Source organism: Agromyces sp. NPDC055658 (genome assembly GCF_053618155.1).
Window position 1 is genome coordinate 16,315 of record NZ_JBSHHD010000029.1, and the last position, 25,118, is coordinate 41,432.

General features: G+C 71.6%; 25 protein-coding genes. 21 read left to right on the top strand and 4 right to left on the bottom strand.

The genetic code is table 11. The annotated features are described in order from the left end of the window. Positions 1-30: 30 nt before the first annotated feature. The 10 genes from ACWGPE_RS13980 to aroQ all read left to right on the top strand — a co-directional run bounded on the left by ACWGPE_RS13980 (position 31) and on the right by aroQ (position 11,213). Positions 31-231, top strand: coding sequence for a hypothetical protein (locus ACWGPE_RS13980; RefSeq protein WP_231430880.1), 201 nt, complete (start codon positions 31-33; stop codon positions 229-231). Between the two features lie 59 nt (positions 232-290). Further along, positions 291-2,948, top strand: coding sequence for an alanine--tRNA ligase (gene alaS, locus ACWGPE_RS13985; protein ID WP_452048916.1), 2,658 nt, complete (start codon positions 291-293; stop codon positions 2,946-2,948). 7 nt (positions 2,949-2,955) lie between these two features. Beyond that, positions 2,956-3,429, top strand: coding sequence for a Holliday junction resolvase RuvX (ruvX, locus tag ACWGPE_RS13990; protein WP_452048917.1), 474 nt, complete (start codon positions 2,956-2,958; stop codon positions 3,427-3,429). Between the two features lie 278 nt (positions 3,430-3,707). After that, positions 3,708-5,291 carry an endolytic transglycosylase MltG gene (mltG, locus tag ACWGPE_RS13995; RefSeq protein WP_376930254.1) on the top strand — a complete coding sequence of 528 codons (1,584 nt, stop codon included), beginning with the start codon at positions 3,708-3,710 and terminating at the stop codon, positions 5,289-5,291. After that, positions 5,284-6,138, top strand: a complete 855-nt coding sequence (locus ACWGPE_RS14000) for a shikimate dehydrogenase (RefSeq protein ID WP_452048918.1) — start codon at positions 5,284-5,286, stop codon at positions 6,136-6,138. Before mltG ends, ACWGPE_RS14000 begins: the two co-directional genes overlap by 8 nt. Positions 6,139-6,159: 21 nt before the next feature. Next, the gene (gene aroC / locus ACWGPE_RS14005) at positions 6,160-7,377 is read left to right on the top strand and encodes a chorismate synthase (RefSeq protein WP_231430885.1); all 1,218 of its coding nucleotides are present in this window, start codon (positions 6,160-6,162) and stop codon (positions 7,375-7,377) included. Further along, on the top strand, positions 7,370-7,888 hold the full coding sequence (locus tag ACWGPE_RS14010; RefSeq protein ID WP_275506913.1) for a shikimate kinase: 519 nt from the start codon (positions 7,370-7,372) through the stop codon (positions 7,886-7,888). Before aroC ends, ACWGPE_RS14010 begins: the two co-directional genes overlap by 8 nt. Next, positions 7,885-8,970 carry a 3-dehydroquinate synthase gene (aroB, locus tag ACWGPE_RS14015; RefSeq protein WP_452048919.1) on the top strand — a complete coding sequence of 362 codons (1,086 nt, stop codon included), beginning with the start codon at positions 7,885-7,887 and terminating at the stop codon, positions 8,968-8,970. Before ACWGPE_RS14010 ends, aroB begins: the two co-directional genes overlap by 4 nt. A gap of 95 nt (positions 8,971-9,065) precedes the next feature. After that, positions 9,066-10,643 (top strand): MFS transporter, encoded by a 1,578-nt coding sequence (locus ACWGPE_RS14020; RefSeq protein WP_231430888.1) that lies wholly within the window; start codon positions 9,066-9,068, stop codon positions 10,641-10,643. 114 nt (positions 10,644-10,757) lie between these two features. Continuing rightward, on the top strand, positions 10,758-11,213 hold the full coding sequence (gene aroQ / locus ACWGPE_RS14025; RefSeq protein WP_452048920.1) for a type II 3-dehydroquinate dehydratase: 456 nt from the start codon (positions 10,758-10,760) through the stop codon (positions 11,211-11,213). Positions 11,214-11,239: 26 nt separating this feature from the next. Here aroQ and ACWGPE_RS14030 read toward each other — a convergent pair whose 3' ends face one another. Then, a complete protein-coding gene (locus tag ACWGPE_RS14030) occupies positions 11,240-11,695 on the bottom strand; it encodes a luciferase domain-containing protein (RefSeq protein ID WP_376930250.1) in 456 nt (151 codons plus the stop codon). 160 nt (positions 11,696-11,855) lie between these two features. Here ACWGPE_RS14030 and efp point away from each other — a divergent pair, with 160 nt between their 5' ends. Beyond that, positions 11,856-12,419 (top strand): elongation factor P, encoded by a 564-nt coding sequence (gene efp / locus ACWGPE_RS14035; protein WP_231430891.1) that lies wholly within the window; start codon positions 11,856-11,858, stop codon positions 12,417-12,419. Continuing rightward, complete coding sequence (nusB, locus tag ACWGPE_RS14040) at positions 12,419-12,832, top strand: transcription antitermination factor NusB (RefSeq protein ID WP_231430892.1); 414 nt, start codon at positions 12,419-12,421, stop codon at positions 12,830-12,832. Before efp ends, nusB begins: the two co-directional genes overlap by 1 nt. A gap of 148 nt (positions 12,833-12,980) precedes the next feature. Here the strand turns inward: nusB and ACWGPE_RS14045 are convergent, their stop codons facing one another. After that, the gene (locus ACWGPE_RS14045) at positions 12,981-13,427 is read right to left on the bottom strand and encodes a hypothetical protein (protein ID WP_452048921.1); all 447 of its coding nucleotides are present in this window, start codon (positions 13,425-13,427) and stop codon (positions 12,981-12,983) included. A 27-nt stretch (positions 13,428-13,454) separates the two neighbouring features. Beyond that, positions 13,455-13,850: a hypothetical protein gene (locus ACWGPE_RS14050; protein WP_452048922.1), complete on the bottom strand. Its 396-nt coding sequence runs from the start codon at positions 13,848-13,850 to the stop codon at positions 13,455-13,457. A 200-nt stretch (positions 13,851-14,050) separates the two neighbouring features. Here ACWGPE_RS14050 and ACWGPE_RS14055 point away from each other — a divergent pair, with 200 nt between their 5' ends. After that, a complete protein-coding gene (locus tag ACWGPE_RS14055) occupies positions 14,051-14,566 on the top strand; it encodes a DoxX family membrane protein (protein WP_452048923.1) in 516 nt (171 codons plus the stop codon). Here ACWGPE_RS14055 and ACWGPE_RS14060 read toward each other — a convergent pair. Beyond that, positions 14,541-15,248 (bottom strand): hypothetical protein, encoded by a 708-nt coding sequence (locus ACWGPE_RS14060; protein WP_452048924.1) that lies wholly within the window; start codon positions 15,246-15,248, stop codon positions 14,541-14,543. The genes ACWGPE_RS14055 and ACWGPE_RS14060 overlap by 26 nt on opposite strands. A gap of 149 nt (positions 15,249-15,397) precedes the next feature. On the opposite strand from ACWGPE_RS14060, the gene pyrR reads away from it, so the two are divergent. From pyrR to gmk, 8 genes are read left to right on the top strand one after another with little or no spacing between them, the layout of a single operon-like run. After that, positions 15,398-15,949 carry a bifunctional pyr operon transcriptional regulator/uracil phosphoribosyltransferase PyrR gene (pyrR, locus tag ACWGPE_RS14065; protein ID WP_231430896.1) on the top strand — a complete coding sequence of 184 codons (552 nt, stop codon included), beginning with the start codon at positions 15,398-15,400 and terminating at the stop codon, positions 15,947-15,949. Then, a complete protein-coding gene (locus ACWGPE_RS14070; protein WP_452048925.1) occupies positions 15,946-16,896 on the top strand; it encodes an aspartate carbamoyltransferase catalytic subunit in 951 nt (316 codons plus the stop codon). Before pyrR ends, ACWGPE_RS14070 begins: the two co-directional genes overlap by 4 nt. Then, a complete protein-coding gene (locus ACWGPE_RS14075) occupies positions 16,896-18,239 on the top strand; it encodes a dihydroorotase (RefSeq protein WP_231430898.1) in 1,344 nt (447 codons plus the stop codon). Before ACWGPE_RS14070 ends, ACWGPE_RS14075 begins: the two co-directional genes overlap by 1 nt. Continuing rightward, entirely contained in the window at positions 18,232-18,783 is a 552-nt protein-coding gene (locus tag ACWGPE_RS14080) for a PH-like domain-containing protein (RefSeq protein ID WP_231430899.1), read from the top strand. The genes ACWGPE_RS14075 and ACWGPE_RS14080 overlap by 8 nt, the downstream gene beginning before the upstream one ends. 13 nt (positions 18,784-18,796) lie before the next feature. Continuing rightward, positions 18,797-19,969, top strand: a complete 1,173-nt coding sequence (gene carA / locus ACWGPE_RS14085) for a glutamine-hydrolyzing carbamoyl-phosphate synthase small subunit (RefSeq protein ID WP_275506919.1) — start codon at positions 18,797-18,799, stop codon at positions 19,967-19,969. Next, positions 19,969-23,259, top strand: coding sequence for a carbamoyl-phosphate synthase large subunit (gene carB, locus ACWGPE_RS14090; protein ID WP_452048926.1), 3,291 nt, complete (start codon positions 19,969-19,971; stop codon positions 23,257-23,259). The genes carA and carB overlap by 1 nt, the downstream gene beginning before the upstream one ends. After that, a complete protein-coding gene (gene pyrF, locus ACWGPE_RS14095; RefSeq protein WP_231430902.1) occupies positions 23,256-24,137 on the top strand; it encodes an orotidine-5'-phosphate decarboxylase in 882 nt (293 codons plus the stop codon). Before carB ends, pyrF begins: the two co-directional genes overlap by 4 nt. After that, on the top strand, positions 24,130-25,050 hold the full coding sequence (gmk, locus tag ACWGPE_RS14100; RefSeq protein WP_231430903.1) for a guanylate kinase: 921 nt from the start codon (positions 24,130-24,132) through the stop codon (positions 25,048-25,050). The genes pyrF and gmk overlap by 8 nt, the downstream gene beginning before the upstream one ends. The last annotated feature ends 68 nt before the right edge of the window (positions 25,051-25,118 follow it).

Genomic DNA, 25,118 nt, shown 5'->3' on the forward strand with positions numbered 1-25,118 from the left:
CGTCGGCGAGAGATCGAACAGGGAGCACCCGTGAAGAGCATTCTGTGGTTCACCGTCGGCGTCGCGGCCGGATTCGTGGTCGCGCACCAGGTCAACCAGACCAAGCAGGGCCGCGACTTCTTCGAGTCGATCGACGCGAAGGCCCGAGCGTTCGGCCACGCGATCGCCGAGGGCTACCACGCCCGCGACGCCGAGCTGCGCGCCGAGGCTGGCCCCGCCGCCGAGCGCTGAGCCACCACCCCATCTCCTTCCGGCCCGGGCGACCCCGGGCTCGACCCCAGAACGGAACCATGCAGACTGCCGACATCCGCCAGCGCTGGCTGGACTTCTTCGCCGAGCGCGGCCACACCGTCGTGCCCTCGGCCTCGCTCGTCTCCGACGACCCGACGCTGCTCTTCACGGTCGCCGGCATGGTGCCGTTCGTGCCGTACCTGACCGGGCTGGTGCCCGCTCCGTACCCGCGTGCCACGAGCGTGCAGAAGTGCATCAGGACGAACGACATCGAAGAGGTCGGCAAGACGCCGCGTCACGGCACGTTCTTCCAGATGAACGGCAACTTCTCGTTCGGCGACTACTTCAAGGAAGGCGCCATCTCGATGGCGTGGGAACTGCTCACCACGCCCGAGGACGGCGGCGGCTACGGCTTCGACCCGAACGACCTCTGGGTGACCGTCTACGAAGACGACGACGAGGCGATCGAGATCTGGAAGCGCGTTGCGGGCCTGCCCGACGAGCGCATCCAGCGCCTCGGCAAGGACACGAACTACTGGCACACCGGGCAGCCCGGCCCCGCGGGACCCTGCTCCGAGATCTTCTTCGACCGCGGCCCCGAGTACGGCATCGACGGCGGTCCCGCGACCGACGACGACCGCTACGTCGAGATCTGGAACCTCGTGTTCATGCAGTACCTCATCGACGACGTGGTGTCGAAGACCGACTTCCGCATCGTCAAGGAACTGCCGAAGAAGAACATCGACACCGGCATGGGGCTCGAGCGCGTCGCCTTCATCAAGCAGGGCGTCGACAACATGTACGAGATCGACCAGGTGCGTCCGGTGCTCGACAAGGCCGCCGAGCTCTCCGGGCGCCGGTACGGCGCCGACCACGAGGACGACGTGCGGATGCGCGTCATCGCCGATCACATCCGCTCTGCGCTGATGCTCATGAGCGACGGGGTGAGCCCGTCGAACGAGGGGCGCGGCTACATCCTGCGACGGCTCCTCCGCCGCAGCATCCGGGCCATGCGGCTGCTCGGCGTCGAGGGCCCGACGTTCCGCGAGCTGTTCGCGGCATCGCGCGACGCGATGAAGTCGGCCTACCCCGAGGTCGCGCGCGACTACGCGCACATCGAGCAGCTCGCCCTCGGCGAGGAGGAGACGTTCCTCCGCACACTGTCGGCCGGAACGTCGATCCTGGACCTCGCCGTCGAGAAGACGAAGGACGCCGGGCGTGCGCAGCTCGCCGGCGACACGGCGTTCCTCCTTCACGACACGTACGGCTTCCCGATCGAGCTCACGCTCGAGATGGCCGACGAGGCCGGCCTCGCGGTCGACCGTGCCGCGTTCGACGAACTCATGACGGCGCAGCGCACCCGTGCGAAGGCCGACGCGAAGTCGAAGAAGAAGGTGCTCGCCGATCTCTCGGTGTACGCCGACTTCCGGGCCAAGGGCGAGACGGTCTTCACGGGCTACACCGAACTGGCGACCGAGTCGAGCGTGCTCGGCCTGCTCGTCGACGGCCGGCCGGCGCAGCGCGCCGTCGCCGGACAGACGGCCGAGGTCATCCTCGCCGAGACGGCGCTCTACGCGGAGTCCGGCGGACAGGCGCCCGACCAGGGGCGCATCGTCGGCGACGGCTACGAGCTCGAGGTGCTCGACGTGCAGAAGCCCGTCAAGGGCCTCATCAGCCACACGGTCAAGGTCGTCTCGGGCGAGGTCGGCGTCGGGGAGCGGGCGACGAGCCTCGTCGATGAGGACTACCGGCGAGGGGCGACCCAGGCGCACTCGGGGACGCACATCGTGCACGCCGCGCTGCGTCAGGTGCTCGGTCCGAACGCGCACCAGTCGGGCTCGTTCAACAAGGCCGGCTACCTGCGCCTCGACTACGGCTGGAACTCGGCGCTCTCGGCTGAGACGCGCAGCGAGATCGAGGAGATCTCGAACTCGGCGATTCGCGACAACCTGCAGGTCGTCACGCGCGAGCTCCCGCTCGACGAGGCGAAGGCGCTCGGGGCGATGGCGCTCTTCGGCGAGAAGTACGGCGACGTCGTGCGCGTCGTCGACATCGGCGGTCCCTGGTCGCGCGAGCTCTGCGCGGGCACCCACGTGTCGACGAGCTCCGAGATCGGCATGATCAACATCGTCGGCGAGTCGTCGGTGGGTGCGTCGAATCGCCGTGTGGAGTCCCTCGTCGGTCTCGAGGCGTTCCGGCGATTCGCTGCCGAGCGCGCACTCGTCACGGAGCTCACCTCGACGCTGAAGACGCGACCCGAGCAGCTCGTCGACCGCGTCGGCGAACTGGTGACCAGCCTCAAGGCCGCGGAGAAGCGCATTCAGGCGTTCGAGGCGAAGGCGCTGAACGACCGCGTCCCGGCGCTGGCCGTGAAGGCCACGCGTGTCGGCGACGTGCTGCTCGTGGCCGAGCCGGCCGGAGAACTGGGCTCAGGCGACGAGCTGCGCTCGCTCGCGCTCTCGGTGCGCGCACAGCTCGGCGACGTCGACGCGGTCGTCGCCCTCGCGGGCGAGGTCGGCGGCAAGCCGCTCACGATCGTCGCGACGACGGCGGGTGCGCGCGAGCACGGTGCGAACGCGGGCGCTCTCGCGAAGGCGGCCGCGGCCGCGCTCGGCGGCGGTGGCGGCGGCAAGCCCGATCTCGCGCAGGGCGGCGGCAGCGACCTCTCGGCGATCCCCGCGGCCCTCGAGGCCGTGCGCCGCGGGCTCGGCGGGTAGACGAGCGATGCGATCCGGGGCGAGGCTCGGCATCGACGTCGGGCGCGCCCGGATCGGCGTGTCGCGATGCGACAGCGGCGGGCTGCTCGCGGTACCGGTCGAGACGGTGCCGCGCGCGGCCGAGGGCGACGCCGACGTGCGACGCATCCTCGCCATCGCCGACGAGTACGAGGCGATCGAGCTCGTCGTCGGCAACCCGCTGTCGCTCTCGGGCGCGCCGACGCCGTCGACGGACGATGCCGTCGAGTTCGCGGGCCGGCTCGCGGGCGCGAGCCCCGGACGTCCGGTGCGCCTCGTCGATGAGCGACTGTCGACCGTGAGCGCGCAGCAGGCGCTGCGCGCGACCGGGAAGAAGGCGAAGCAGCAGCGTCCCATCGTCGACCAAGTCGCAGCCGTTATCATTCTGCAACATGCGATCGACGCCGAGCGCGCCTCCGGGCACGCTCCGGGTCGAACCCTCGACACCGATGAAGGGCCCTGACCCCTGTGACCCAGCTCCCCCCAGAGCACCCAGAGGCTGACGCGCTCATGCGCGACTGGCAGGCGATGCTCGCCGGCCAGCAGCCGACGACGACGAAGCCCTCGCCGGTCATGCCGCTCCCCACGGCTCCGCCGGCGCAGTCGACCTCGCCCGGCGCGCAGGCGGCACCGCCGGCGTCTCCCCGGCAGCCCGTCCGACCCGCTGCGGACCGGCCGGTTGCACCCGTCGAGCCCGCACCGGGATCCGCGGCCCCCGACGGACCTCCCGAGGGTCGGCAGATGACCCGTCGAGAAGCCCGCGAGGCCGAACAGCGCCGGGCGGCCGTCGAAGCCGCGACATCGAACGGCGCCGCGCCGGTCGCCCCCTCGACCGGTCCCACCCCGGCGGCGCCCTGGACGGGCCCCGCCCCCGCCGCAGCACCGACCGGCGCCGGAACGGCCGCGCCGTGGGACGGGCCCACGGCGACCGGTCCCGCGCCGACCACGCCGCCGACCGGACCGGCCCCGACGAGTCAGGGCCTCCCGGCCGTGGCCGAGCAGTTCGCGGCGCCGGTCTCCGCCGCCGCAGCGGCGTCGGGCCCGGTGCCGTCGATCGCCCCGGTCTCGGCACCCGGCGCGTCGCAGACCGACGCCACCGCGCTCGCGCCCGACGCTCCGGCCGCCGCCTTCGCGGCGCTGCTCGGCGGGCCCGAGACCGGCGACGGTCCCGAGCCGCCGCGGCGCAAGCCCACCCGCGCCGAACGCCGCGCCGCGGCATCCTTCGACCATCACGAACCCGATGGGCACGAGAAGCCCCGTCGCCGCGGAGGCTGGGGCTGCCTCATCGGCCTCCTCGTGGTCGCGGGTCTCGGCGTCGGCGCCTTCTTCTTCCTGCAGGGCCCGATCAACGCCGTCATCGAGCGGTTCCAGCCCGCCGCCGACTACGAAGGCCAGGGCACGGGCGAGGTCGTCTTCATGATCCACGAGGGCGACACGGGCGAGTCGATCGCCACGAACCTCGTCGCCGAGAAGGTCGTCGCGAGCGAGGACGCCTTCCTCGAGGCGGTCGCCGACGCCGACCCGTCGCCGATCTTCTACCCGGGCGCATACAAGCTCGCCGAGAAGATGAGCGCCCAGGCCGCGCTCGACGCCCTCGAAGACCCGGCGAGCAAGCTCGAGAACACCTTCGTGATCCCCGAGGGCACCGCGACCGTCGACGCCCTGCCGAGGATCGCAGAGGGCACCGGCATCCCGCTCGAGGAGCTCGAGGCCGCTGCGGCCGAGTCGCCGCAGTCGTACGGGCTGCCCGCCGAGGCGAAGAGCCTCGAAGGATTCCTCTTCCCGGCGACGTACACGCTCGACCCCGACGCCGACGCCCGTGCCGTGCTGCAGACGCTCGTCGACCGGCAGTTCCAGGCGCTCGACGAGGCGGGGGTCGCCCCCGAGGACCGCTGGAAGACGATCGTGCTCGCCGCCCTCGTGCAGCGCGAGGCGGGCCTCAAGGACGACTACTACAAGGTGTCCCGCGTCTTCCTCAACCGGCTCGACCCGGCGAAGTGGGAGAGCGGGCTGCTGCAGTCCGACGCGACCGTCGCCTACGGCACCGGCAACACGCACCTCGTCACGACGACCGACGCCGAGCGCGAGGACGCGTCGAACCCGTACAACACGTACGTGCACCCCGGCCTGCCGGTCGGCCCCATCTCGAACCCCGGCGACCTCGCCATCGATGCGGCGGTCCATCCCGCCGACGGACCGTGGCTGTTCTTCGTGACGTGGAACCTCGACACCGGCGAGACGATCTTCTCCTCGACCGTCGAGGAGCACGATGCCGCCGTCGAGAAGTGGCTCGCCTGGATGGAGGACCACCCCGAGTATGGCTGAGCCGCTGCCTTCTCGACCGCGCGCTCGCCTCGCGGTGCTCGGGTCGCCGATCGCGCACTCGAAGAGTCCGGCGCTGCATCGCGCCGCCTACTCGCGGCTCGGCCTGGACTGGGAGTACTCGGCGGTCGAGATGACCGGTGAGCGACTGCCGGGCTTCATCGACGGGCTGGATGACTCGTGGCGCGGCCTGTCGCTCACGATGCCGCTTAAGCAGGACGTGCTGGCGCTCGTCGACGAGGTCGACGAGCTCGTACGGCTGACGGGGGCGGCCAACACCGTCGTCTTCGACGACGGTGTGCGGCGGGGCTTCAACACCGACGTCGGCGGGATCGTGCGTGCGCTGGGGGAGTCGGGCGTCGGCCGGGTCCGCACGGGTGCGCTCATCGGCGCGGGTGCGACGGCGGCATCGGCACTCATCGCGATGGCCGAGCTCGGCGCCCGTGAGGTGCGGGTGCTCGTGCGCCGACCGGGTTCGGCCGCGGCGCTCGGCGACCTCGGGCGGCGTGCAGGGGTCGTCGTCGACGAGCTTCCGATCGACGCGCTCGCGGAGCTCGGCGCCGGTGATGCCGAGCTCGTGATCGCGACCGTGCCGGGCGGCTCCGCCCTCGGGGTCGCGCCGTCGGCCGTACTCGTCGACGGCAGCGTGCTGCTCGACGTGGCCTACGACCCGTGGCCGAGCACCCTCGGCGCGGCCTGGCTCGCGCGATCGGGGCGAGTGGTGCATGGACTCGGCATGCTGCTGCACCAGGCGCTGCTGCAGGTGCGCGTGTTCGTGCACGGCGACCCGTTCACCGAGCTGCCCGACGAGGATGACGTGCTCCGCGTCATGCGCGAAGCCGTGCGCTGACGCTGTGGAAGTATAGAAGGCATGCTCCGTTGGCTCACTGCCGGAGAGTCGCACGGCCCTGAGCTCGTCGCGATCCTCGAGGGTCTTCCCGCCGGCACCCCCGTCTCACTCGATCTCATCCGCGACGATCTCGCGCGCCGCAAGCTCGGCTACGGCCGCGGCGCCCGCATGAAGTTCGAGCAGGACGAGCTGGCGATCTCGGGCGGCGTGCGTCACGGGCTCAGCCTCGGCAGCCCCATCGCGCTGCGCGTCGGCAACACGGAGTGGCCGAAGTGGCAGGAGGTCATGAGCCCTGAGCCCATCGACCCGGCGAAGCTCGGTCGTGGCCGCGGAGCACCGCTCACCCGCCCGCGCCCCGGACACGCCGATCTCGTCGGCATGCAGAAGTACGGCTTCGACGAGGCGCGCCCCGTGCTCGAGCGGGCGAGCGCGCGTGAGACCGCCGCCCGGGTCGCCCTCGGCGCGGTGGCGAAGTCGTTCCTCGCGGAGCTCGGCATCACGACCATCGCCCACACGCTCTCGATCGGCCCGGTGCGCGTGCCCGACGACGCGGCGCTGCCCCTGCCGGCCGACCTCGCAGCGGTCGATGCCGACCCGCTGCGCTGCTTCGACGCCGACACGAGCGCCCGCATGGTCGCCGAGGTCGACGACGCGCACAAGTCGGGTGACACGCTCGGCGGCGTCGTCGAGGTGCTGGCCTACGGTGTGCCGCCCGGACTCGGGTCGCACGTGCACTGGGACCGTCGGCTCGACGCCCAGCTCGCGGCCGCACTCATGGGCATCCAGGCGATCAAGGGCGTCGAGGTCGGCGACGGGTTCGAGACCACGCGTCGTCGCGGGTCGGCCGCGCACGACGAACTGCACCTCGCCGACGGGCGGATCGAACGTGCCAGCGATCGGGCCGGCGGCACCGAGGGCGGCATGTCGACCGGCACCGTCCTGCGCGTACGTGCCGGTATGAAGCCCATCGCGACCGTGCCCCACGCCCTGCCCACGATCGACGTCGCGACGGGGGAGCCCGCTCCTGCGCACCACCAGCGTTCCGACGTCTGCGCGGTTCCGGCGGCCGGCGTCGTCGCCGAGGCGATGGTCGCGCTCGTCCTCGCGAACGCCGTCCTCGAGAAGTTCGGCGGTGACTCCGTCGTCGAGACGCGCCGCAACCTCGAGTCGTACCTCACCGCCATCCCCGAAGCACTCCGCACCCAGGGCGCGACCGGTGCGACGGTCGCCGGTGTCTGAGCGCGCACGCCTCGCGCTGCCGATCGTGCTCGTCGGGCCGATGGGCGCCGGCAAGTCGCGCGTCGGACAGCGGCTCGCGAACGACGCCGGGGCGCCGTTCGTCGACACCGACGTGCGCATCGCCGAGCGCTACGGCCCGATCGACGAGATCTTCGACCGCGAGGGCGAGGAGTACTTCCGCATCGTCGAGCGCGAGGTCGTCGCCGAGGCGCTCCGCGAGGAGGCGGTCGTGTCGCTCGGAGGCGGCGCCGTGCTGCACGCCGACACCCGCGACGATCTCGCGTCGCTGCCGGTCGTGTGGCTGCAGGTCTCGCGCGAGGCGGTGACGCCGCGGCTCACCGGGGGCAACCGGCCGCTGATCGCGGCCGGCGGCATCGACGCCTGGGCGGCGATCCTCGAGGCGCGCCGACCGCTCTACGAGGCGGTCGCCGACCTCGCCATCGACACCTCGCGCCGCTCGGTCGCGCGGATCGTCGACGACATCACCGAGCGTTTCGGAGGAGCACGATGACCGCAGGCGACGAGCGCACGAGCATCCGGGTCGGCGGCGAGTCCGGTTACGACGTGATCGTCGGACGGGGCGTCACCGCCGGCATCGCCGACGCACTCGGATCGGCGGTCAAGAAGGTGCTCGTCGTGCACCCGGCGACGCTCGGCGCGCGCGCCGCCGAACTGCGTGAATCGCTCTCCGACCGGTTCGAGGTGCTGCTCGCCGAGGTGCCCGACGCCGAGGCCGGAAAGCGCATCGAGGTCGCGGCCTTCTGCTGGCAGGTGCTCGGCCAGGCCGACTTCACGCGCAGCGATGCCATCGTCGGCTTCGGGGGTGGAGCGATCACCGACCTCGCGGGCTTCGTCGCCGGCACGTGGCTGCGCGGCGTGCGCGTCGTGCAGGTGCCGACCACCGTCCTCGGCATGGTCGACGCCGCCGTCGGCGGCAAGACGGGGATCAACACGAACGAGGGCAAGAACCTCGTCGGCGTCTTCCACGCCCCCGCCGAGGTGATCTGCGACCTCGACCTGCTCGACACCCTGCCGAAGAACGAGATCCTCGCCGGGTTCGCCGAGATCGTGAAGGCCGGCTTCATCCGCTACCCCGAGATCCTCGACACGATCGAGGCCGACCCCGAGCGGGCCACCGACCCGTCGACGCCCGAGTTCCGTCGCGTGATCGAGTTGTCGATCCGCATGAAGGCCGACGTGGTCTCCGAGGACTTCACCGAGCAGGGCCTGCGCGAGATCCTGAACTACGGGCACACGCTCGGCCACGCGGTCGAACATGCCGAGCGCTACCAGTGGCGGCACGGCGCGGCGGTGTCGGTCGGACTCGCGTTCGCCGCGGAGCTCGGACGGCTCTCGGGCCGCCTCTCCGACGAGGTCGCCGACCGCCACAAGCGAGTGCTCGACCTGCTCAGCCTGCCGACGAGCTACCCGGCCGGGCGATGGAACACGCTGCTCGCGACCATGCAGCGCGACAAGAAGGCACGAGCCGGCCAGCTTCGGTTCATCGTGCTCGACGACCTCGCGAAGCCCACCGTCATGCTGGCGCCCGACCAGTCGCTGCTCTTCGCCGCCTATCAGGAGATCGCGAGCTGAACGCCCCGCCGCGATTCACAGAGATCGCGTGATGCCGGCCCCGTGACGTCGGTGCCAGACTGGCGCCCGCGCAGGGGCGCCCGAGGGGGAACGGCATGAGCAGCACGATGAAGAAGACGGCCACGGGCGCGACACTCGTCACGCTCATCCTCGTGGCGGCGGTCGCGAACCTGCCGCTCGCCGTGGCGAACGTGGCGCTGCCCGACATCGGCAAGGCGTTCGACGCATCCCAGACGGAGCTCAACCTCGTCGCGGTGGGCTACTCGCTCGGCCTCGCCGCGTCGGTGCTGTGGCTCGGCGCGGTCGGCGACCGCTACGGCCGGAAGTCGATGCTGCTCATCGGCGTGCTGCTCTCGCTGCCGGCCTGCCTCGTCGCGGCGTTCGCGCCGACGATCGAGGTGCTCATCATCGCCCGCATCGTCGGCGGCCTCGCCGCGGGCATGGCGTACCCGACGACCCTCGCGCTCATCACGGCCCTGTGGTCGGGTGCCGAACGCACCAGGTCGATCGCGCTGTGGTCGGCGATCGGCGGCGCCATCTCCGCGCTCGGGCCGCTCATCTCCGGGTTCCTGCTGGAGATCTTCTCCTGGGGGTCGGTCTTCCTCGTGACGCTGCCCCTGATCGTCGTCGCGGTGCCGATGGTGCTGAAGTTCGTGCCCGCGCACGTGAACGAGTCGACCGAGCGGGTCGACAACCTCGGCGGCCTGCTCTCGGCCCTCATGGTCGGCGGCCTCATCCTGGCGATCAACTTCGCGGCAGTACCGAACTCGGGCACCCTCGTGCTCGGCCTGTCGATCATCGGCGCGGCGGCGCTCATCGGCTTCGTCATCCGCCAGCGCCTCGCCAAGAACCCGCTGTACGATCTGGCGATCGCGGCTCGCCCGATCTTCTGGGTCGCGGCCTGTGCGGGGATCATCGTGTTCGGTTCGCTCATGGGCGCCATGTTCATCGGCCAGCAGTACCTGCAGAACGTGCTCGGGTACACGACCGTCGAATCGGGCTTCGCGATCCTGCCGGCCGCGATCTTCATGGTCCTGCTCGCACCCCGGTCGGCGAAGCTCGTCGAGACGCGGGGCGCCCGCTTCACGCTGCTGCTCGGCTACACGGGCGTGCTCCTCGGATTCCTGACGATGCTGCTGCTCTGGCGCGAGGGCGCGCAGTACTGGGTGGTCGGCCTCGGTTACGCGTTCGTCGGCGCCGGCGTCGGGCTCGCCGGCACGCCGGCGTCGAGGTCGCTCACCGGTGCCGTGCCGGTGCGACGTGCGGGCATGGCCTCGGGCACCGCCGACCTGCAGCGCGACCTCGGCGGCGCGATCATGCAGTCGATCCTCGGTGCGCTGCTCACCGCGGGCTACGCCGCGTCGGCGACCGCGCTCATGAAGGGCTCGCCCGACGCCGACCAGATCACGAGCTCGGTGCAGAGCCAGCTGACGAAGTCGTTCGCGAGCGCGACCGACATCGCCGAGCAGTACCCGAAGTACTCCGATGCCATCATCCAGGGGGCGAAGCAGTCGTTCGAGCAGGGGCAGGACTGGGCGTACCTCGCGGGCATCATCGCGGTGCTGATCGGCGCGGTGCTCGTCATCTGGAAGTTCCCGAACGCCCAGCGGGAGCGCGAACTGCTCGCGCAGTACCACGCTGAGGATCAGGGGGAGCCGCAGCCCGCGGAGTGAGGTGGTGCGCGAGTCGGTGAGCATCGGCGGGCCGCGGGGCAGAACGGGCCGACGCGCGCGGCAGCGGTAGGCTGCCCGGATGACGAACACCACTGCCCCGAAGGGACCCGCGGCATGACCGGGCGTCGGCTCCTGCTCGTCAACGGACCCAACCTGAACCTGCTCGGCACCCGCGAGCCCGAGGTCTACGGCACCGAGACGCTCGCCGATGTCGAGCGGCTGGTCGAGGATTCGGCGGCAGTGCTCGGCTTCGACGTCCGGGTCGTGCAGAGCAACCACGAGGGCGTGCTCATCGACGCCATCCACGATGCGCGCGCCGACTGCGCCGGCATCGTGATCAACCCGGGCGGGTTGACGCACACGTCGGTCGTGCTCCGCGACGCACTCGCGGGCGTCGCACTGCCCGTCGCCGAGGTGCACATCTCCGATGTCATGCAGCGCGAGCCGTTCCGCCACCACTCGTACGTCGCCGACGTGGCCGTGGTGCACGTCGTCGGCGAGGGGGTCGCCGGCTACGCGACCGCGGTGCGCCGGCTCATCGCTGCGATCGAGGGCCGGGCCGACGGCTGACCCGATGCCGGCCGGCCGGCCGGCGTTCAGTCGCCCCGAGCGAAGTCGAGGCTCTCGACGACGATCGCCACGACGACCGCGAGTTCGGCCTCGTCGCGCGGACCGTAGACCATGAACTCCGTCCCGTGGTCCTCGTACTGGTGGGGTTCGGCCCACCCCAGCTCGGTCAACCGAGCCCCGCGCCAGGCGGGCAGCACCAGGTGCATCGAGGTGTCGGAGACTCCGTGCAGGTGCACGGGCTCGAGCCGGCCGTCGGGGAACAGCGAGGTCTCGGGGGAGCCTGCGGTCTCGACCTCGGTGAGGAACACCGCGCGCGACGACGTCGGCGACACCTGGCTGTGGCCCTCGACGACGCCGTCGAGGGCGAACACGGCCGCGACGAGCCGCCCCCACATCTCGGGCGGAGCCTGCTGGGTGAGCTGGCGCTGCGGGCCCTCGGTGGAGACCTGCGGCCGGGGGCCGCGTCGGGGAGGTGCGATCATCCCGTCAGCGTAGGTCATCGGCGCAGGCCCGGCACGAGGCATCCGCCTGCGGCCCGCGCGCGTTGGCGCTGCCGGAGCCGAGCGACTAAACTCGACCGACTGAACTCTCTCGGGCCGATCTCCGGCCGAGCCTCTTCGCAACCGAACGGATCGTATACGCATGGCAAGCACCGCTGACATCAAGAACGGCGTCGTCCTCTCGATCGACGGCCAGCTCTGGAGCGTCATCGAGTTCCAGCACGTCAAGCCCGGCAAGGGCGGTGCCTTCGTGCGCACCAAGCTGAAGAACGTCGTCAGCGGCAAGACCGTCGACCGCACCTACAACGCCGGCGCGAAGGTCGACATCGAGAACGTCGACCGCCGCGACTTCACCTACCTCTACAACGACGGCGACGGCTTCGTGTTCATGGACGCGACCGACTACGACCAGATCACCGTGCCCGCGACGGTCGTCGGCGACGCCGCGAACTTCATGCTCGAGAACCAGGCCGTCACCATCGCCCTGAACAACGGCAACCCGCTCTACGTCGACCTTCCCGCGTCGGTCGTGCTCGAGATCACCTACACCGAGCCCGGCCTGCAGGGCGACCGCTCGACGGGTGGCACGAAGCCCGCGACCGTCGAGACCGGCTACGAGATCCAGGTGCCGCTCTTCCTGGAGACGGGCACCAAGGTCAAGGTCGACACCCGCACGGGTGACTACCTCGGCCGCGTGAACGACTAGTGAGCGCACGCACGAAGGCGCGCAAGCGCGCGCTCGACATGCTGTACTCGGCCGACATGCGCCAGGTGCCGGTCGAGCAGATGCTCGTCGTCGAGGCGGAGAAGGCCGCGAACGAGCCCGAGCGGGCCGCCTCGTGGCTCTACGCGCGCGAGATCGTCGACGGCATCGTCGACCATCGCACCGAGATCGACGAGCTCATCGAGACCCACTCGCGCGGGTGGACGCTCGAGCGCATGCCGGCGGTCGACCGTGCCCTGCTGCGCATCGGCGTCTGGGAGATCGTCTACAACGACGAGGTGCCCGACCCGGTCGCGATCGCCGAGGCGGTCGAGGCCGCGACGGTGCTGTCGACCGACGACTCCGCCGGCTTCGTCAACGGGCTGCTCGCCGCGGTCTCGCACGCCAAGGCCTGATCTCCACCGCCGCCGCCTACCGCACTCGGCGGCTCGATCGCCGCTCACGCCCGCGGGTCGCGGACGCCCCGAAGCATCCGCATCGTGTGCTCGACGACCTCGCGAGGGGAGTCGTGCGTCCTGAGCGACCGACCGATCGCACGCGCGTTCACCCGGTACGCGGGGCCCCGTGCGAGCCGGCGAACCGCGCGGGCGACCGCTCGCGCCGTCGGCCGCCCCGTGTGCAGGTCGACGCCGGCGCCCGCCCATGCGACGCGGGCGGCACCTCGTGCCACCAATCCGGCCGCTCGAGGTCGTCGTCGCCCGGTCGGGCCAGCCGGCCGACGGAACGAAGGCGACCGGATGCCTCGGGGCGGGGGTACTCGAGCTCGGCGACGCCGTTCGCGCAGACGAGCTGCGGTGAGTAGCACGCCTCGTCGAACGTCGTCGCGGTCGGCGGGAGTCCCGCCGCGAGCCGCTGCTCGGCGTACGCCCGCTGGATGGGCCTCGTCACGAGCCGGGCGACCCGGTGCAGCAGGCGGTCGCGCGCGCGGCCCGGGCCACCGCGAGCGGGCCGCAGGGCGAGCCCCGGAGGCGGCAGCGCGATGCTCGGCAACGTGAGCGGCGTGAGTGCGACCGTCGCCTACGGGGTGCCCGTCGACTCGGCGACGAGTGCCGCCCCGAGGCTCGTGGACTCCGCGACGATGACGTCCCATGGGCGCACGGCGAAGGCCGCGCGCAGGTCGTCGAACTGCCCCGAACCGGTGCGCACGAAGAGGTGCTCGACGTTGAGGAGCAGTTGCCGGGGACCCTTCCGGCCGGCGAGCGCGGGGAACGTCGCCGCGAGGTCGTGCTCGTCGAAGTCCGGCGCCGTCCGCCACCGCAGCACCTCCGCGCCGACCGCCTCGAATCGGGCCGCATACACCTCGCCGGTGTCGACGCGAACCGAGTGGCCGGCCTCGACGAACGCCGCGGCGACCGCGGCCATCGGAGCGGCGTGACCGTGGAACGGCGTCACGGCGATCATCACGTCGGCCATGCACGATTCCACCACCGACGGTGCCACGGCCGAGGCCCGTGAACGGGGGGAGTGCGAGGCCGACCCCGAGCGCGGGCTCGGTGTCCGCCCCGAGCGCGATTCAGCGGTACTCCGGGCGACGGCGACCCGAGCCCGCGATGGGATGGGGAACCGTCGCCCCTCGGCGTGCATCCCATCACCCAGAACCGAAAGGCTCCGTCATGTCCTCCACCACTCTCGGCACCGGTCGCACCGCACCGACCGCCGGCCTCGACCACGTCCTCGAGCGCGCCGACGCGGCCCAGGCCGTGCTGCAGCGCTTCTTCGCCCGCACCGGAGCGCCGGCCCTGCGGATCGCGCTCGGACTCGTGTTCGCCGCCTTCGGCGCACTCAAGTTCATCCCCGGCGCGAGCCCCGTCGACGAACTCGTGACGCGCACGTGGAACGCGCTCTCGTTCGGCATCGTCGACGGCTACGCGGCGATGGCCCTCACGGCCGCGCTCGAGGTGTTCGTCGGCCTCACCTTCATCACCGGCTGGTTCCTGCGCATCGGCCTGCTGGCCCTCGCGGCGACGTTCGTCGGCATCTTCTCGCCGCTCGTCTTCTTCACCGGCGAGCTCTTCAGCACCGCCGGGCCGACGCTCACGGCCCAGTACATCCTCAAGGACGTCGTGCTCGTGGCCGCGGCGATGGTCGTGGCCGCAGGTGCGCTCACGCGCCCGATCCGCCGCCGTTGAGCGCACGGGCCGTACCGCCCCGGCCGACTTCGCCCGAGCCCGAACGGCTCCCGCCCCGTGCGGGAGCCGTTCCGGCGTCGGCATCGTCGGCACGCTCGCCCCAGGCCGCGAGGGCGGCGGCGACGAGGCCGAGGCCGACCAGGCTGCCGTGCGGCCAGTACGTGAGCAGCACCGTCGAACCGACGATGATCGGCAGCGTCGCCGCGAGCAGCAGCCGCTCCCAGAGCGGTGCACCGCGGCCGTTCGCCAGGGCGACGACGATCGCCCAGACGCCGATCGCGAGGAGGGCGAACAGCTCCGCGCCCCAGATCGCGTGCCACGGGGCGTCCAGCGGATGGTTCGCGTACGAGAGCGCGGTGATCGGAGCAGTGGCCAGTACGAGCCAGCCGAGCACCCGTCCGGTCCAGCCGAGCGCCGCGAAGGTCGGGCCCGTGGCGAGCCACACGAGCACGAACGACAGGGCCGAGGCGGCGCCGAACACGAGGTAGAAGTCGCCCCATCCCATCGAGGCGAGCGCCGACCGCAGCGCGTCGTAGACGGCGGAGTCGTCGAGTGCCGCGAGCCAGTCGGGCGAATCCGCGCCCGACCACACCGCCTGCTGCGGTGGAAGCAGGAAGAAGGCCCATGCCGCCGCCGCGAGGGCGGCGACCACGCACCAGGGTCTCGAAGGGTGCCGTCGCATGCCCGAACCCTAGCGCCGACCGTCGCACCGCGACAGTCCGGCGCACCGCGGTGCGGCCGCGCCGCGACATGCTGCGTGCGGCCGACCCGGTAGACTGGCTGGACTTGGCAACCTTTAAGGCCGTCCTGAGAGGCGGAGAAGGGAGTCGGTTGATGGCACGTGCTGTGCTCAGTCAGGCTGACATCCAGCGGGCGTTGACCCGCATCTCGCACGAGATCCTCGAATCGAATCGCGGGAGCCGCGATCTCGTCCTCCTCGGCATTCCGACGCGCGGCGTGTTCCTCGCCCGCCGCATCGCCGAGACCATCGCGCGCATCGAACCCGATGCGCCGGAGCCCGCGGTGCTCGCCGGCGCCGTCGACGTCACGATGTACCGTGACGATCTCGGCCGCACCCGCACCCGCACGCCCTCGCCGACGCAGCTGCCCCCGGGCGGCATCGACGGCAAGACGGTCGTGCTCGTCGACGACGTGCTCTACTCGGGTCGCACCATCCGCGCCGCCTTCGACGCGCTCGCCGACCTCGGCCGGGCGCGCGCGGTGCGCCTCGCCGTGCTCGTCGACCGTGGGCACCGCGAGTTCCCGATCCGCGCCGACTTCGTCGGCAAGAACCTCCCGAGCTCGACGCGCGAGCGCATCAACGTGCGCCTCGTCGAGACCGACGGCGACGACGCCGTCACGATCGAGGGGGGCGACGAATGAAGCACCTGCTCGGCACGCGCGACCTCGCACGCGACGAGGCGATCGCCCTGCTCGACATCGCGGAGGACATGGCCGCCGTGCAGGAGCGCGAGGTCAAGAAGCTCCCGACGCTGCGCGGCAAGACCGTCGTGAACCTCTTCTTCGAGGACTCGACCCGCACCCGCATCTCGTTCGAGGCCGCCGCGAAGCGGCTCTCGGCCGACGTGATCAACTTCAGCGCGAAGGGCTCGAGCGTCTCGAAGGGCGAGAGCCTCAAGGACACCGCCCAGACCCTCCAGGCGATGGGCGCCGACGGCGTCGTCATCCGGCACCACGCGTCGGGCGCCCCGCACACGCTCGCGACGAGCGGCTGGATCGACGCGGGCGTCGTCAACGCCGGCGACGGCACGCACGAGCATCCGACTCAGGCCCTGCTCGACGCCTTCACCATGCGCCGGCGCCTGCACGGCACCGCGTCGCGCGGGAAGGGGCTCGACGGCGTGCACGTCGTCATCGTCGGCGACATCCTGCACTCGCGGGTCGCCCGCTCGAACGTGTGGCTGCTCGACACCCTCGGTGCAGAGGTCCAACTCGTCGCGCCGCCGACGCTCGTTCCCGTCGCGACGGGCTCCTGGCCCGCCGTGGTCGGCTACGACCTCGACGCCGCCCTCGCGAGCTCGCCCGACGTCGTCATGATGCTGCGCATCCAGGCCGAGCGCATGCACGCCGCGTTCTTCCCGAACAGCCGCGAGTACACCCGCACGTGGGGGCTCGACGACGCCCGGTTCGACGCGCTGCCGCCGACTACGATGGTCATGCACCCCGGCCCCATGAACCGCGGGCTCGAGATCTCGGCCCGTGCGGCGGATTCGCCGCGGTCGACGGTGCGAGAACAGGTCGCGAACGGAGTATCAGTGAGAATGGCCGCGCTCTATCTGCTGCTGTCGGGCGAACGGGGTGAGGTCTGATGGGCGAGCGCCACCTCATCACCGGCGCCACGCTGCCGAGCGGCGAACGCGCCGACATCCTGCTGTCGGACGGCGTCATCGCCGAGGTCGGCACCATCACGGATGCTTCGGGCGCGACGGTCCACGACGCCGACGGCCTCGTGGCACTGCCCGGACTCGTCGACCTGCACACGCACCTCCGTGAGCCCGGCTACGAGCAGAGCGAGACCGTGCTGACCGGCACCCAGGCCGCGGCCGTCGGCGGGTTCACCGCCGTGTTCGCGATGGCGAACACCTTCCCCGTCGCCGACACCGCCGGTGTCGTCGAGCAGGAGGCGAGCCTCGGTCGTGCCGCCGGCTTCGCGACGGTGCAGCCGATCGGCGCGGTGACCGTCGGGCTCAAGGGCGCGGAACTCGCCGAGCTCGGGGCGATGGCGCGGTCGCGTGCGAACGTGCGGGTGTTCAGCGACGACGGCTTCTGCGTCTTCGACCCGCTGCTCATGCGCCGCGCGCTCGAGTACGTGAAGGCGTTCGACGGCGTCATCGCCCAGCACGCCCAGGAGCCGAGGCTCACCGAGGGCGCGCAGATGAACGAGGGTCCGCTCTCGGCGGAGCTCGGGCTCACCGGCTGGCCGGCCGTCGCCGAGGAGTCGATCATCGCGCGCGACGTGCTGCTCGCCGAGCACGTCGGCAGCCGCCTGCACGTCTGCCATGTCTCGACCGCCGGCTCGGTCGAGGTGATCCGCTGGGCGAAGGCCCGCGGCATCGACGTCACCGCCGAGGTCACGCCGCACCACCTGCTCCTCACCGACGACCTCGTCGCCGGGTACGACCCGCGCTTCAAGGTGAACCCCCCGCTGCGCCGCACCGAGGACACGCTGGCGCTGCGCGAGGCCCTGGCCGACGGCACGATCGACATCGTGGCCACCGACCACGCCCCGCATCCGGTGGAGGCGAAGGAGAGCGAGTGGGACGCCGCGGCCAACGGCATGGTCGGGCTCGAGTCGGCGCTGCCGGTCGTGCACGCGGCGATGGTCGAGACCGGCCTCATCGGCTGGGCCGACGTCGCCCGGGTGCTGTCGCAGGCGCCCGCCCGCATCGGCCGGCTTCGCGGGCACGGCGAGGCGATCGCCGCCGGCGCCGCGGCCGAGCTCACGCTCTACGACCCGCAGTCGAGCGGCGTGTTCGACCTCGACCGGCTCGCCGGCCGCAGCGTGAACTCGCCCTACCTCGGCCGCACCCTGCCCGGTCGCGTGGTCGCGACCTTCCATGCGGGCTACGCGACCTGCCTCGATGGACGTGCGCGTCCGGCCGACGAGGTCGCGCGACTCGCGGCCGAGGCCGCAGGAGGCGCGCATGGATAAGGTGATCGGCGCGATCGTCGCCGTCGCGGTCATCGCGCTCGTCGCCTGGCTCGTGCTCCGATCGTGGCGCCGACGAACGCGACGCGACGCGACGCTGTCGGCGCACCCGGTGCCCGCCGACCTCGGCGTCGCGACCCTCGAGTCCGAGGTGCTCTACGTCGCCACGACTCCGGCGGGCGAGCCGCTCGAGCGGCTCGCGATCCCCGGCCTCGCGTTCCGCGGGTCGGGACGTGTCGAGATCGTGCCGGAGGGGCTGGTCCTCCGCATCGCGGGGGAGCCGGTCACCTTCATCCCGGCCGACAAGCTGATCGGAGCGTCCACGGCGACGTACGCGATCGACCGTGCGGTCGAACCCGAGGGCCTCATCGCCGTCGGCTGGATCGCCGCCCTCGACGACGCGGAGGCCGAACCTCCCCGCGTCGACAGCTACCTCCGCGCCCGGTACCCGGGCGACCAGGCCCGGATCATCCGGGCCATCGACGACATCGCCGCCGCGCCCGACGCGCCGCGGCCGGAACACGAGAGCGAGGCCTCGGATGACTGAGACCGCCACCCCAATGTCAGAGCCGGCCGTGCTCGTCCTCGAGGACGGCACCCGCTACGAGGGCCGTGCCTACGGCGCCCGCGGGCGCACCGTCGGCGAGGCCGTCTTCGCCACCGGCATGACCGGCTACCAGGAGACGCTGACCGACCCGTCGTACGCCGGGCAGATCGTCATGATGACGGCGCCGCACATCGGCAACACGGGCATGAACGACGACGACGAGGAATCGAACCGCATCTGGGTGGCCGGCTTCATCGTCCGCGATCCCTCCCGGGTCGTGTCGAACTTCCGCTCGCAGCGGAGCCTCGACGACGACCTCGTGCGCTCCGGCGTGGTGGGCATCTCGGGCATCGACACCCGCGCGCTCACCCGGCACCTTCGTTCGGCCGGCGCCATGCGGGCGGGCATCTTCTCCGGTGACGATGCGCGCCTGAGCGCCGGCGAGCAGCTCGCCGTCGTGCAGTCGGGTGCCGAGATGGCGGGGCAGAACCTGTCGGCCGCCGTCTCGACCGCGGAGCCCTACACCCTGCCGGCGGAGGGCGAGCGCGTCGGCTCGGTCGCCGTGCTCGACCTGGGCGTGAAGACGTCGACCCTGCACTACCTCGCCGAGCGCGGGTTCGACGTGCACGTGCTCCCGCAGACGGCGACCGCCGACGAGATCCTCGCGATGCAGCCCGACGCGCTCTTCTACTCGAACGGCCCCGGCGACCCCGCGGCGTCCGACCAGCACGTCGAGATCCTGCGCACCGCGCTGCGCGCCGGCGTGCCGTACTTCGGCATCTGCTTCGGCAACCAGCTGCTCGGCCGGGCGCTCGGCTTCGGCACCTACAAGCTGACCTTCGGGCATCGCGGCATCAACCAGCCGGTCCTCGACCGCGCGACGGGTCGCGTCGAGATCACCGCCCACAACCACGGCTTCGCCGTGGATGCGCCGATCGACGCGGTGAGCGAGTCGAGCGAGGGCTTCGGGCGCGTCGAGGTCAGCCACATCGGCCTCAACGACAACGTCGTCGAGGGACTCAACTGCCTCGACATCCCCGCATTCAGCGTGCAGTACCACCCCGAGTCGGCGGCCGGCCCGCACGACGCGAACTACCTCTTCGACCGGTTCCGCGACATGGTCGTCCTTCGACAGGCCCAGGGCGAGTCGCCAACCACCGAGACCAGCCAGGAGGCAGGCAACTAATGCCCAAGCGCGACGACATCAACTCCGTCCTCGTCATCGGCTCCGGACCGATCGTCATCGGCCAGGCGGCCGAGTTCGACTACTCCGGCACCCAGGCGTGCCGGGTGCTCCGTGCCGAGGGCGTCCGCGTCATCCTCGTGAACCCGAACCCGGCCACGATCATGACCGACCCCGACTTCGCCGACGCGACCTACATCGAGCCGATCACGCCCGAGATCATCGAGCAGATCATCATCAAGGAGCGCCCCGACGCGGTGCTCCCGACGCTCGGCGGGCAGACCGCGCTCAATGCCGCGATCGCGCTGCACGACGCCGGCATCCTCGAGAAGCACGGCGTCGAGCTCATCGGCGCGAAGGTCGAGGCCATCCGCAAGGGCGAGGACCGCCAGCTCTTCAAGGACCTCGTGATCGAGGCGGGCGCCGACGTCGCCCGCTCGCACGTCGCCAAGACGCTCGACGAGGCGAAGGCGTTCGCCGAAGACCTGGGGTACCCGCTGGTCGTGCGCCCGTCGTTCACGATGGGCGGCCTCGGCTCGGGCTTCGCCTACACCGAGGACGATCTCGTCCGCATCGTCACGCAGGGCCTGCACGACTCGCCCACGACCGAGGTGCTCCTCGAGGAGTCGATCCTCGGCTGGAAGGAGTACGAGCTCGAGCTCATGCGCGACACCCACGACAACACCGTCGTGGTCTGCTCGATCGAGAACGTCGACCCCGTCGGCGTGCACACGGGCGACTCGATCACCGTCGCCCCGGCGCTCACGCTCACCGACCGCGAGTACCAGAAGCTCCGCGACATCGGCATCGACATCATCCGCGCCGTCGGCGTCGACACCGGCGGCTGCAACATCCAGTTCGCGGTCGACCCGGCCGACGGCCGCATCATCGTCATCGAGATGAATCCGCGAGTGTCGCGTTCGAGCGCGCTCGCGTCGAAGGCGACCGGCTTCCCGATCGCGAAGATCGCCGCGAAGCTCGCAATCGGCTACCGGCTCGACGAGATCCCCAACGACATCACCCGCGTGACGCCCGCGAGCTTCGAGCCGACGCTGGACTACGTCGTCGTCAAGGTTCCGCGGTTCGCGTTCGAGAAGTTCCCGGCCGCCGACCCGACCCTCACGACGACCATGAAGTCGGTCGGCGAGGCGATGGCGATCGGCCGCAACTTCTCGACGGCGCTGCAGAAGGCCCTGCGTTCCCTCGAGAAGCGCGGCTCGTCCTTCCACTGGGGTGAGGAGGAGCGCTCGGCCGACGAGCTGCTCGAGCTCGCGTCGGTCCCCACCGACGGGCGCATCGTCCTCGTGCAGCAGGCGCTCCGCAAGGGCGCCACGATCGAGCAGGCCTTCGAGTCGACGAAGATCGACCCCTGGTTCCTCGACCAGATCGTGCTCATCAACGAGGTCGCGGCGCACGTGGCGGCCGCCGAGGCGCTCGATCACGACACGCTGCTGCTCGCGAAGGACCACGGGTTCTCCGACGCGCAGATCGCCGAGCTCCGCGGCTTCGGCAGCGAGGCGGACGCACGAGAGGTGCGCCACATCCTCGGCATCCGACCGGTGTACAAGACGGTCGACACCTGCGCGGGCGAGTTCCCGGCGCTCACCCCGTACCACTACTCGAGCTACGACGTCGAGACCGAGGTCGAGCCGAGCGAGCGTCGCAAGGTCGTCATCCTGGGCTCCGGTCCGAACCGCATCGGCCAGGGCGTCGAGTTCGACTACTCGTGCGTGCACGCGTCCTTCGCGCTCTCGGCCGCGGGCTTCGAGACGATCATGATCAACTGCAACCCCGAGACGGTCTCGACGGACTACGACACGAGCGACCGCCTCTACTTCGAGCCGCTCACGCTCGAGGACGTGCTCGAGGTCATCCACGCCGAGTCGCAGACGGGCGAGCTCGTCGGCGTGGTCGTGCAGCTCGGCGGCCAGACGGCGCTCGGCCTCGCCAAGGGCCTCGAGGCGGCCGGCGTGCCGATCCTCGGCACGACTCCCGACGCGATCGACCTCGCCGAGGAGCGCGGGCTTTTCTCCGGCATCCTCGAGAGCGCCGGGCTGCTCGCGCCGCGCAACGGCACCGCGATCGATCTCGCCGGTGCCCAGCAGGTCGCCGAGGGCATCGGCTACCCGGTGCTCGTGCGTCCGAGCTACGTGCTCGGCGGACGCGGCATGGAGATCGTCTACGACACGGCCTCGCTCGCCGACTACTTCGTTCGCATCGAGGGTCAGGGCATCGTCGGGCCGAGCCATCCGCTCCTCGTCGACCGCTTCCTCGACGACGCGATCGAGATCGACGTCGACGCGCTCTACGACGGCACCGATCTCTACATCGGCGGGGTCATGGAGCACATCGAGGAGGCCGGGATCCACTCCGGCGACTCGAGCTGCACCCTGCCGCCCGTGACCCTCGGCCGCGCCGAGGTCGACCGCGTGCGCGAGGCGACGCGCGCGATCGCCGAGGGCGTCGGCGTGAAGGGCCTGCTCAACGTGCAGTTCGCGATCGGCGCGGGCGTGCTCTACGTGCTCGAGGCGAACCCGCGCGCGAGTCGCACGGTGCCGTTCGTGTCGAAGGCGCTCGGCATTCCGCTCGCGAAGGCCGCGAGCCGCATCATGGTCGGCGCGACCGTCGCCGAGCTCATCGCAGAGGGCATGCTGCCCGCGTCCGACGGGTCGCGCGTCCCGCTCGACGCACCGGTCGCCGTGAAGGAGGCCGTGCTGCCCTTCCACCGGTTCCGCACCCGCGAGGGCATCATGGTCGACTCGGTCCTCGGCCCCGAGATGCGCTCGACCGGCGAGGTCATGGGCATCGATCGCGACTTCCCGCGTGCCTTCGCGAAGAGCCAGCTCGCGGCCTACGGCGGCATGCCAGACTCGGGCACGGTCTTCGTCTCGGTCTCCGATCGCGACAAGCGCGCGATCATCCTGCCGGTGCTCCGCCTGCAGCAGCTCGGCTACGAGATCACCGCGACCGAGGGCACCGCCGAGGTGCTGCGTCGCAACGGCATCCGGGCGAGCGAAGTGCTGAAGTTCCACGACAAGCCCACCGCGGACGCGACGAGCGTGGTCGAGCTCATCCACCGCGGAGAGGTCGACGTCGTCGTGAACACGCCGAGCGGTCGCAGCTCGCGCGCCGACGGCTACGAGATCCGTGCCGCGGCCGTGGCCGCCGACATCCCCCTCTTCACGACCATCGCCGAACTGGCGGCCGCCGTGGCGTCGCTCGACGCGAAGGACGGCGGCTTCGAGGTGACGAGCCTGCAAGACTACGCCCGCAAGCGGGAGGAGACGGCGTGACCGACGAGCTCATCCCGTTCGGCGAGCGGCTCGGCGCCGTCTTCGCGGCCTACGGTCGGCTCTGCGTCGGCATCGACCCGCACGCCTCGCTCCTGTCGGCGTGGGGCTACGACGACTCGGCAGCAGGCGTCCGCGAATTCGGGCTGCGCGCCGTGGATGCCGCGGCCGGACGCGCCGGCATCGTCAAGCCGCAGGTCGCCTTCTTCGAACGGCACGGCGCCGCCGGCTACGCGGCCCTCGAGCGCGTGCTCGCCGAGGCGCGCGACGCCGGGCTCCTCGTGATCGCCGACGCGAAGCGCGGCGACATCGGGACGAGCGTCGATGCCTACGGCGAGGCGTGGCTGCGGCCCGGCTCGTCGCTCGAGGCCGATGCCATGACGATCAGCGCCTTCCAGGGCCTCGGGTCGATCGAATCGGTCATGGGCGCGGCCGAGCGATGGGGCAAGGGACTCTTCGTCCTCGCGGCGACCTCCAACCCCGAGGCGGCCGCCATCCAGCGCGCCGTGCTCACCCAGTCGAGCCGCGAGGGGTCGACGGTCGCCGGCGCGATCGCCTCGGGCGTGACGAGCTGGAACCAGGGTCGTCCCGACGCGGCGGAGCGCGAGTTCGCCTCGATCGGCCTCGTGCTCGGCGCGACCGTCGACCTCTCGGCAGCGGGGATCGACGTGCACGGCGATGTGCCCCGGCCGGGTCTCCCGGTCCTCGCTCCCGGGTTCGGCCACCAGGGCGGCGAAGTCCGCGACCTGCGCGCGATCTTCGGCGCCCTCTCGGCAGGCGTCATCGTGAGTGAGTCGCGGTCGCTGCTCTCGGCCGGTCCCGACGGCCTCGCCGATGCCGTCGCACGCCGCATCGACGAGATCGGCGCCATCGATGTCTGATCGTCCCGTCACCGCCGCCAACCCGCCCGAGGTCGACCGCGTCGCCGCCTCGCGCGCCGCCGTCGCCGCGCGACGGGCGCGCGCGGGCGTCAAGGCCGAGGTCGCCGCCTCGCGAAGGAGCCCGCTCGATGTCCTCCGCGTCGCCTACGAAGAGCCGGAGGGCGTCGAGGGGCGACTCCGGGTCACCGAGTTCCTGACGTCGATCCCCGCGATCGGCGCGACGAAGTCGGCCCGCATCATGCAGGACCTCGAGATCTCGACGTCGAAGCGTCTCGGCGGCCTCGGCCGCCTGCAGCGACGTCGGTTGCGCGAGTTCATCGCCGAGTGGGTCGCCGCCCACGGCGGCACCGGCGATCGTCTCGTGGTGCTCGCGGGGCCGACCGCGGTCGGCAAGGGCACCGTCGCCGGGTACATCCGCCAGCACCACCCCGAGGTCCGGCTCTCGGTCTCGGCGACCACGCGCGCGCCGCGGCCGGGCGAGGTCGAGGGCGAGAGCTACTACTTCGTCGACGACGCCGAGTTCGACCGCATGGTCGAGGCGGGCGAACTGCTCGAGTGGGCGACCGTGCACAACGCGTACCGCTACGGCACCCCTCGCAAGCCGGTGGAGCAGGCGATCGCCGCCGGCCAGAGCGTGCTGCTCGAGATCGACATCCAGGGCGCACGCTCGGTGCGACGTGCGATGCCCGACGCGACCCTCGTGTTCCTGCTGCCCCCGAGCTGGGACGAGCTGGTGCGCCGGCTCGTCGGCCGGGGCACCGAGACGGCCGCCGAGCAGCAGCGTCGACTCGAGACGGCGAAGGTCGAACTGGCCGCCGTCGACGAGTTCGACCACCAGGTCGTCAACCACGACGTCGGCGAGGCCGCCCAGAAGGTCGTAGACTTGATGCGACCTCGCAAGGGCCGACGCTGAGCCGTTCCCGGTTCGGCCTCCCTCGCCACGAGCTTTCGAGCGCCACGAGCGCATCCCACGATCAAGGA